This is a genomic window from Streptomyces sp. NPDC048275, assembly GCF_040652275.1.
Lineage (GTDB): Bacteria > Actinomycetota > Actinomycetes > Streptomycetales > Streptomycetaceae > Streptomyces.
On the sequence record NZ_JBEZLR010000029.1, the window covers coordinates 89,143 to 98,069 of the forward strand.

5 protein-coding genes, 1 tRNA gene, 1 other RNA gene and 2 pseudogenes are annotated in these 8,927 nt (G+C 70.4%); 7 read left to right on the forward strand and 2 right to left on the reverse strand.

Annotated elements, in window-relative coordinates:
• The first annotated feature begins 86 nt into the window (after positions 1 to 86).
• Together AB0D57_RS19445 and AB0D57_RS19450 are read left to right on the forward strand one after the other, a co-directional pair.
• The gene (locus AB0D57_RS19445) at positions 87 to 1,877 is read left to right on the forward strand and encodes a copper resistance protein CopC (RefSeq protein WP_362073875.1); all 1,791 of its coding nucleotides are present in this window, start codon (positions 87 to 89) and stop codon (positions 1,875 to 1,877) included.
• A 207-nt stretch (positions 1,878 to 2,084) separates the two neighbouring features.
• Complete coding sequence (locus tag AB0D57_RS19450) at positions 2,085 to 3,044, forward strand: superoxide dismutase (protein ID WP_362073835.1); 960 nt, start codon at positions 2,085 to 2,087, stop codon at positions 3,042 to 3,044.
• A gap of 164 nt (positions 3,045 to 3,208) precedes the next feature.
• Here the strand turns inward: AB0D57_RS19450 and AB0D57_RS19455 are convergent, their stop codons facing one another.
• Positions 3,209 to 3,784, reverse strand: coding sequence for a GtrA family protein (locus tag AB0D57_RS19455; RefSeq protein WP_362073838.1), 576 nt, complete (start codon positions 3,782 to 3,784; stop codon positions 3,209 to 3,211).
• 515 nt (positions 3,785 to 4,299) lie between these two features.
• Between AB0D57_RS19455 and AB0D57_RS19460 the strand changes: the two genes are divergently transcribed.
• The gene (locus AB0D57_RS19460; protein WP_362073841.1) at positions 4,300 to 4,977 is read left to right on the forward strand and encodes an HNH endonuclease family protein; all 678 of its coding nucleotides are present in this window, start codon (positions 4,300 to 4,302) and stop codon (positions 4,975 to 4,977) included.
• Positions 4,978 to 4,981: 4 nt separating this feature from the next.
• Positions 4,982 to 5,134 (forward strand): annotated as a pseudogene (locus AB0D57_RS19465) (site-specific integrase); the annotation flags it as partial.
• A gap of 118 nt (positions 5,135 to 5,252) precedes the next feature.
• On the opposite strand, the gene AB0D57_RS19470 reads toward AB0D57_RS19465, so the two are convergent.
• A tRNA-Ser gene (locus AB0D57_RS19470) sits at positions 5,253 to 5,340 on the reverse strand.
• A 71-nt stretch (positions 5,341 to 5,411) separates the two neighbouring features.
• On the opposite strand from AB0D57_RS19470, the gene ffs reads away from it, so the two are divergent.
• The 3 genes and pseudogenes from ffs to AB0D57_RS19485 form a co-directional block, all read left to right on the forward strand.
• An RNA gene (gene ffs, locus AB0D57_RS19475) (signal recognition particle sRNA small type) lies at positions 5,412 to 5,510 on the forward strand.
• Between the two features lie 123 nt (positions 5,511 to 5,633).
• Positions 5,634 to 7,949, forward strand: a complete 2,316-nt coding sequence (locus AB0D57_RS19480) for a DNA polymerase III subunit gamma and tau (RefSeq protein WP_362073844.1) — start codon at positions 5,634 to 5,636, stop codon at positions 7,947 to 7,949.
• A 295-nt stretch (positions 7,950 to 8,244) separates the two neighbouring features.
• A pseudogene (locus AB0D57_RS19485) lies at positions 8,245 to 8,927 on the forward strand (IS200/IS605 family accessory protein TnpB-related protein); the annotation flags it as partial.

An 8,927-nucleotide genomic window follows, 5' to 3' on the forward strand; every position in this document is an offset into this window, starting at 1 on the left:
GGCGTGTGAACGGACGTGGCGGACGCGGACAGCGGGAGCGACGGCACGTCGTCCGGGGCTTGGCGCTGCTGGGCACGGTGCTGGTCATGGTGCTCTTCGGCGGCGTGGGCGGCGCGTCGGCCCACGCCGCGCTGACGGGCACCGATCCGCAGGACGGCGGCGTGCTGAAGTCGGCGCCCACCCAGGTGACCCTGACCTTCACCGAGTCCATCGGGCTCCTCGAAGACTCCATCCGGGTGCTCGACCCGGACAACCGGCGCGTCCACACGGGCGAGCCGGGGCACGCGGGCGACCGTTCCGACACCGTCCGTGTGAGCCTGCCGAAGGGCCTGGGCGCCGGCACCTTCACCGTGGCCTATCGGGTCGTCTCGGCGGACAGTCACCCGGTCTCCGGCGCCTTCACCTTCTCCATCGGCGAGCGGTCCGCGACCAGCGTCGTCCTGCCCTCCGACCCCAACGGGAACACCGCCGCCGGCACGCTCTACGACATCGTCCGCTATCTCGCGTACGGCGGTCTGGCCCTCCTCATCGGGGCGTCCGTCTTCGTCATGGTCTGCGGTTTCCCCGGCCCGGTACGGCGGCTGCTCCTCATGGGCTGGTGGACCCTTGTTTTGTCCACCGTCGCGCTGCTGCTCCTGCGCGGCCCGTACGAACGCGGCAGCGGTCCGGCGGACGCCTTCGACCCGGCCGTCCTGAGCGACACCCTGACCAGCAGGCCGGGACTGGCGCTGGTGGCGCGGCTGGTGCTGCTGGGGGCGGCGGCGTTCTGTCCCGTCCATGTGGCGGAGCGGAACCGGGGCGTGCTCGCGCTCGGCGGGCTGCTCACCGTCTCCCTCGCGGTCACCTGGGCCGCCGCCGAGCATGCCTCCGCCGGGATCCAGGTCCCCGTGGCGATGGCCTCCTCCGTACTGCACCTGCTGTCGATGGCGGTCTGGCTGGGCGGTCTGACGGCCCTGCTCACCGCGCTGTACCGGTCGGCCGAGCCGCTCCCCGCGGCCACCGTCAACCGCTTCTCCCGCCTCGCCCTCACCTCGGTCGCCGTCCTGGTCGTCACCGGCGTCTACCAGTCCTGGCGCGGCCTCGGCTCCTGGGACGCCCTGACGTCGACGTCGTACGGCCGCATCCTCACCGTCAAGCTGGCCGCGGTGCTGTTGCTGCTGGCGGGGGCGGGTTTCTCGCGGCGCTGGACGGGGCGGTTGATGCTGGTGGCGGAGGAACGGGTGGCGGTGAGGGAACGGGTGCCGGAGATGGCCGGGGCCGCCACCAAGGACGTACGGGCCGACCTGCCCTCCGACGGCGCTGCCCCTGCTGATTCCACCGATGAAAGTGATCCCGCCGACGAAGGTGATTCCACCGGTGAAGGTGATCCCGCCGATCGGACCGCTGTGTACCGGCGGGCGCTGCGTCGTTCGGTCCTGGCGGAGGTCACCGTCGGGATCGTCGTGCTCGTGATCACCACCCTGCTCACGGGCACTCAGCCGGGCCGTGCGGAGACCGAGGCCGCCGCGGCATCGGGCGGCGCGGCGTCCGAGCAGCCTCCGGCGGCGATGACGGTCATCCCGTTCGACGTGGGGACGCCGGGTGGCCACGGCAAGGTACAGATCGAACTGGCGCCGGGCCGGGTCGGCGAGAACACCGTGCAGGCCGTGATCTTCGGCCCCGACGGCGGCATCGCGACCGTCCCCGAACTCCGCCTCACCTTCACCCTGGCCGCGCAGGACATCGGCCCGATCGACGCCGAGCTCAGGAACCTGGGCGGCTACTGGGGAGCGGACGGCGTCACCCTTCCGGTGCCGGGCACCTGGACGCTGAAGGCCACGGTCCGCACCACCGACATCGACCAGGTCACGGTGTCGAAGACCGCGAAGATCGGCTGACCCGCCATGCTAGGGGTGCACGGTCCAGGGTTGAGTCGTGTCCAGTCGTATCGACGCGCGCCCGGTGGTATCGACGCGCACCCGGTCGATCTCCTGTCGGTTTCCTATCGATTTGTATCGCATCGGGTCATGCCATGTCGTGTCGTGTTGAGTTGAGTTGTCGAGTCTGAAGACTTCCACCCCCACCCTGCACGGAGGCCCGGAACCATGACCCGAAACCACCCCCAGCCCTCCCGGCGCAGCGTTCTCGGCGGTGCCGCCGTCGCCGCACTCGCGGTGGCGACCGGCGCCGGCCAGGCAAGCGCCGCGAGCGTCGCTTCCGCCGCCCGAGCCGCCACCTGGCCGACCGAGTTCCCGCTCCCCGACGCGTTCCTCCCCGAGGGCATAGCCATCGGCAGAAAGCCCTACGCCTACATGGGCTCGCGCGCCAACGGCGCCGTCTACCGCACCGACCTGCGCACCGGCGAGGGCAAGATCCTCTACCCGGGAGGCACCGGCCAGGTGTCCGTCGGCCTGAAGCTGGACGACGACGGCCTGCTGTACATCGCCGGAAACACGGGAGTCGCCCGGATCGTCGACTCCCGCACCGGCGAGCAGGTGACGACGTATCAACTGACCGTTCCGACCGGCCACTTCATCAACGATGTCACCCTGCTCGGCGCCCGCGCCTGGTTCACCGACTCGCGCGACGCCGTGCTCTACGGCGTACCGCGCGGCCGCGACGGAGCGGTCCGCGCGCTCCCCCTTACCGGCGACTGGGTCCAGACGCCCGACGTCAACAACGCCAACGGCATCGTGGGCACCCCCGACGGCAAGGCCCTGATCGTGGTCAAGAGCTCGCCTGGAGAGCTCTACAACGTGAACCTCAAGACCGGGTACGCCACCAAGATCACGCTGGTCGGCGCGGACACCGTGGTCAACGGCGACGGCCTCTACCGCATAGGCCGCACGCTGTACGTCGTACAGAACCGCCTGAACCTGATCAGCGTGTTCGACCTCGACGCCAAGGTCACCACCGCCACCCTGCGCCGAACGATCACCGACCCCCGCTTCGACGTCCCCACCACCGTCGCCCGCTTCGGCGACCGCCTGTACCTCGTCAACGCCCGCTTCACCACCCCGCAGACGCCGGAGACGACGTTCAACGCGGTCGCGGTGTCCCTGTGACGCCCGCCTGACCCGGCCCCGGACCCGGACCCGGACCCGGACCCGGACCCTGACCCGGACCCGGACCCGGACCCTGACCCGGACCCGGACCCGGCAGACGCGCGGGGCGGGGCTCTCCTGGGGCCCCGCCTCTTCTCCTGACGTGGATCCTTCGGATCGTCGCTTCAGACCGTCGCCAGTGCCCCGGAGCGAGCCACGGTCAGCACGCCCGCGCCATTCCACCTGGGCGAGCGCACCGGAGACGTGTTCTCCGGGCTCCGGTTTTCCGCGTTCCGGCGTCGGCCGGTGGCGAAGACGAACAGGCGCAGGACGAGGAAGCGACCGATGCCGGCGAGCCCGGCGGCGCCGAGGTAGACGATCTGCTCGGTCAGCATCCCGGGCGACGACTGCACTATGTGCAGGACGAACATCGCGGCGCAGGTCACCGCGTAGGCGGCCGTGGCCGACCCCGCGGACTGCAGGTGCTGACGCCATTCGGCACGCCGCCCGCTCCTGAAGGTGAACCGCGCGTGCAGCTCCGTGCAGAGGATCGTCGAGGCGACGGTGATCAGCGCGTTCGCCACCGCCCAGGGCATCAGCCCGGCCAGCAGTGCCACGGCGCCGCTGGAGGCGACCCCGACACCGCCGCCGAACAGTACGAACCGGGCGAAGGAAGCGAACGGACCGGGAGCGGCCGGGCCGGGAACCACGCGCTGCGTCTCGTACGGCGTTCCAGGCCTCGACGAGAGCAGCGAATTCATGGTGGCTTCCTTCCGGACGGGGGCGCGGTGAACCTCTGGACCAGCTGGAATGAGCCCGCAATCAGCCGGAAATCGGCCGGGATTCTGCGGGGATTCGGCCGGGATCATCTGGGTTCAACGATGCCGTCGCCCGCTCGCCGAGACGAGTACGTACACCCCCGAACCGAGGGTGTAGCTAGCTGCACCATGGGCCCGGGGGCTACTCACCTCTCACCCGGGACCGACCGCCGGGCAGCAACAGGACACCGCACCCAGACGTCCGGCCGGACCGCGCCGGACGGGGGCGCATGCAGCCAGAACCGCAACCACGGGAGTGCACCCCAGAACCGCAACTGCTTCTGGGGGGGACCGCTTGTGGTGCACGCCGTGGTGAGCGAGCGGTGACCACTCCGGGACGGACATTCCTCCATCGGGTGTCTCATGGCACACCTGTCCGGTGAACTCGTGCATCCATACGGCTCATTCGTTCGAGTCGACTCCCTCGAACGAGGTACCCGCAGTCAATTCTGCGATGCGTGATCAAGAACCTCAGGCGTGCCGGGATGGCGGCCGCACTCGTTGTCATGCCCCTCGTGGCACCCACTCCGGCTCATGCGCATGACCGGTCCACCGAGACGTACAGACTCCCGATGGCGGCTGCGGTCCACCTGCTCCCCCTTGCGGCGGAGGTCCGGGACGGCTACCAGCGCAGCAGCTTCAAGCACTGGAACACGGGCCAGAACCCCACCGACCGCTGCAACACGCGAGCGGAGGTGCTCATCTCCGAGGCGGTCAACCCGCCTGAGGTCCTCCCCGGCTGCAAGCTCTCAGGAGGGCGATGGTGGTCGTACTACGACGCCAAATGGGTCACCGCGGCCTCCGCCCTGGACGTCGACCACATGGTGCCGCTCGCGGAGGCCTGGGACTCCGGGGCATCGCAATGGACTGCCCAGCGGCGTGAGGCCTACGCCAACGACATCGACGCCCAGACCTCCCTCGTCGCCGTCTCCGCGGCTTCGAACCGCAGCAAAGCCGACCAGGACCCAGCCGAGTGGCTGCCGCCGGCCATCGACGTCACGTGCCGATACACCTCGGAGTGGATCGCAACCAAGCTCCGCTGGGGGCTCACCATCGACGCCGTCGAACTCGAAGCACTCACACAACTCGCGGAAGCCTGCCCCGTGACCATCGTGGCCTACGAGCCCGCTCCATAAACACGCTCGCCACACTGCCGCGACCGTTCTTCTGATCCTCGGCATCCCTGACGTCGTGATCGACTCGATCATGGGTTGGGAGCCTGGGGGAGCGGCCCGGATGCGCGCCCGGTACATGCACGTGACGGGGACCATGCTCCGCAAGGTGGCGCAGTAAGTCGGCGACGCTCTTTGGGAGCTCCCGAAAACGAACTGAGACGGAAACCGAGACGGACAACGTCGAAGGGCCCCACCGCAAGCGGTGGGGCCCTTCGACATCGTGCCCGGTGAGGCACTGGCGGAGGATACGAGATTCGAACTCGTGAGGGGTTGCCCCCAACACGCTTTCCAAGCGTGCGCCCTAGGCCTCTAGGCGAATCCTCCGCGGCAAACAATACAAGACGTTGAGGAGTGCTCGCGAACTCGTTCCCCCCGCTGCGATCGGGTACTCTGTGCGGAGCCCCTCACGTGGCGCTATCTGACTGAACTCCCCCAGGGCCGGAAGGCAGCAAGGGTAGGTTGGCTCTGGCGGGTGCGTGGGGGGCGCTTGCGTTTGCGGGGATGTGTCGGTGATCCGTCGGCGAGTGATCCCTCAGTGATCCGTCGGCGAGCGGCCCCTCGGTGGATGCGTCAGTGAGCGGTCCTCGTTGTCAGTGGGCGCCTATAACCTCGTATGTGTGTCGTCTCTCGCGCTGTACCGCCGCTATCGCCCGGAGTCGTTCGCCGAGGTCATCGGGCAGGAGCATGTCACCGACCCGTTGCAGCAGGCGCTGCGGAACAACCGGGTCAATCACGCGTACCTGTTCAGCGGCCCGCGTGGGTGTGGCAAGACGACCAGCGCGCGGATCCTGGCCCGGTGTCTGAACTGCGCGCAGGGGCCGACGCCGACGCCGTGCGGCGAGTGCCAGTCCTGCCGGGACCTGGCAAGGAACGGGCCGGGGTCCATCGACGTCATCGAGATCGACGCCGCATCCCATGGTGGTGTGGATGATGCCCGTGACCTGCGCGAGAAGGCTTTCTTCGGGCCCGCCGGCAGTCGATACAAGATCTACATCATCGACGAGGCCCACATGGTCACGTCAGCCGGCTTCAACGCACTCCTGAAGGTGGTCGAGGAACCGCCGGAGCATCTCAAGTTCATCTTCGCCACGACCGAGCCCGAGAAGGTCATCGGGACAATTAGGTCGAGGACGCATCACTATCCGTTCCGGCTCGTGCCTCCGGGGACGCTGCGGGAGTACTTGGGCGAGGTCTGCGGGCACGAGGGCATTCCCGTCGAGGACGGGGTGCTGCCGCTGGTCGTACGGGCCGGTGCCGGGTCCGTGCGTGACTCCATGTCCGTGATGGACCAGCTCCTGGCGGGCGCGGCCGACGCCGGTGTGACGTACGCCATGGCCACCTCCCTGCTCGGCTACACGGACGGGTCGCTGCTCGATTCCGTGGTCGAGGCCTTCGCCGCGGGGGACGGCGCCGCGGCCTTCGAGGTCGTGGACCGCGTGATCGAGGGCGGAAATGATCCCCGGCGGTTCGTCGCCGACCTGTTGGAGCGGTTGCGGGACCTGGTGATTCTGGCTGCCGTGCCCGATGCCGCGGAAAAAGGGCTCATCGATGCCCCGTCCGACGTGGTGGAGCGCATGCAGGCCCAGGCCGGTGTCTTCGGCGCCGCCGAGCTGAGCCGTGCCGCCGATCTCGTCAACGAGGGGCTGACGGAGATGCGCGGCGCCACCTCGCCCCGCCTCCAGCTCGAACTCATCTGCGCGCGCGTGCTGCTGCCCGCCGCATACGGGGACGAGCGCTCCATCATGGCCCGCCTGGACCGCATGGAGCGCGGGGTGAACTTCTCCGGCGGCGGGGCCGGGCCGGCCATGGGGTACGTGCCCGGTCCTGAAGTCCATGGAGGGGCACCGGCCTCGGGCGTTCCGGCAGTTCCGCCGGGGAGCGGGGCCGCCGCGGCTCGCGCCGCCGTGCGGTCGGCGGGACCTGGCGGGCAGGGCGCTGGAGCTGAGGGGCATGGGGCGTACGGAACGGCCGGTGCCGGTGCCGGCACCGGTGTTGCGGCGCAGGGCGCGGGGTCGGCTCCTGCCCCGGTGGCGCCCGCGGCCGCGTACCCGGCGCCGGCTGCTGCCGCACCCCCGCCCGCCGCTCCGGTGGTCGAGCAGCCGCAGGCTCCGGCCGCGCCCCCCGCTTCCCCGTCAGGAGCCGCACCCGGTACCTGGCCCACCGCGACGGCCGCGGGCAGCGGTCGGCGTCCCGGTGGCTGGCCGACGGCGGCACCCGCCGGTGGTGGGCAGGCTCCGGCCGGGCCCGCCGCGTCCAGCGCGCCCGGGGCTCCCCGGACGGCTCCCACTCCTGCCGCCGCACCCGCACCCGCCTCCGCTCCGGCCCAGGCTCCCGCGGCCGGTGGACTCGATCCCCGCATGCTGTGGCCGAACATCCTGGAGGCGGTGAAGAACCGCCGCCGCTTCACCTGGATCCTGCTCAGCCAGAACGCGCAGGTGACGGGTTACGACGGCACGACCCTGCAGATCGGCTTCGTCAACGCGGGCGCGCGGGACAACTTCGCGAGCAGCGGCAGCGAGGAAGTGCTGAAGCAGGCGTTGGCCGAGCAGTTCAACGTCCAGTGGAAGATCGAGGCGATCGTCGACGCCTCGGGCGGCTCGGCACCACCACCGGTGGCGACCACGGGTCCCGGGTTCGGCGGGGGCTACGGCGGCGCTCCGGCCGCGCCCCGGCCCGCAGCGCCCCAGCAGCCACCGGCCCCGGCCCCGCGTCCCGCCACGCCGCAGGGCCCGCCCGCGGGCCAGGCTCCGGCCGCACCGGCTCAGGCACCCACCCCGCCCCCCGCCGCCGCCCACGAACCGCCCCCGGTCGCCCCCGAGGACGACATCCCCGAGGACGACGACCCCGACCTCGACGAGTCCGCCCTCTCGGGCCACGACCTGATCGTCCGCGAACTGGGGGCGACGGTCGTGGAGGAGTTCCAGAACGAGTAGTTCCAGAGCGAGTAGTTCTAGAACGAAGTGGGCCGGCGAAGGAAGTGTGGTCTCGAGCGGGGTTGGGAACTGCTGTCGGTGTACTGAGCAGGAGTGACTTCTGGTGAGTGTGGGTGAGCGTCGGGGCTGGATGTGGTTGTCCGTTGTGTGCCGGGGCTTCTCTGTCCTGGGGTGTGTTCCGTCCTTGGTTCTTCGAGAGGGGAACTGGGGTTCTTGGGTCGAATGGGTGACCTTTGCAGGGGTTGCTCGTTGACTGTCGTGACGGGGGTCTCCGGCCGGTGGGGAGGGGGAACGGGTGGGCGGGCTGCGGGAGTTGGCGGCATCGTTCGTGGTGCCTGGTCCCGCCGGGGTGGCGATCCGGGACCGGCTACGGGTGTCGGCGGCGGATGCGGCGGTGCTGGCCGAGGTCGGCGACTTCCTCGGTTCGCTGGCTGCTGGTGATCTCGCGGAGCGGTCCCGGCAAGGTCTGGCGCATGATGCGGCGGGGTGGGCGGTGCGCAAGCGGGGGCTGACGGGGCGGTCGTCGGCGCGCTGGGCGGGCAGTATCACCAAGGCCACGCATGACCAGTGGGCGCTGGCCAGGCGCGGGCAGGTGGCGCATCTGGCCTGGCTGCGCGGGCAGATTTCGTCGGTCGAGGCGCGGCTGGCCCGGCCGCTGGGCGCCAAAGCGGACAAGCGGGAAGGGCTGGTGCGTGGCTATGCCACGCGCGGTGAGTGGCATGCCAAGTCCCGCCGCCTGCAGACCCTGAAAGACCGCCTCGCGGTGGTGGAGGCGGACTGGGCGGCGGGCCGGGTGCGAGTGGTGCGCGGCGGCAAACGCCTCGCGAACACCCGCCACCACCTTCAGCCGGCCGGGCTGAGCGAGCAGGAGTGGCGGGAACGCTGGCAGGCGGAGCGGATGTTCCTGGCCGCCGACGGGGAGTCCGGCAAACGCTTCGGCAACGAGACCATCCGCGTCACCGACACCGGCCGCCTCTC

What these genes read in the sequence shown, in the direction of transcription:
- AB0D57_RS19445 (WP_362073875.1), top strand. Translation starts at nt 87, where the DNA reads ATGGTGCTCTTCGGCGGCGTGGGCGGCGCGTCGGCCCACGCCGCGCTG.
- AB0D57_RS19450 (WP_362073835.1), top strand. Translation starts at nt 2,085, where the DNA reads ATGACCCGAAACCACCCCCAGCCCTCCCGGCGCAGCGTTCTCGGCGGT.
- AB0D57_RS19455 (WP_362073838.1), bottom strand. Translation starts at nt 3,784, where the DNA reads ATGAATTCGCTGCTCTCGTCGAGGCCTGGAACGCCGTACGAGACGCAG.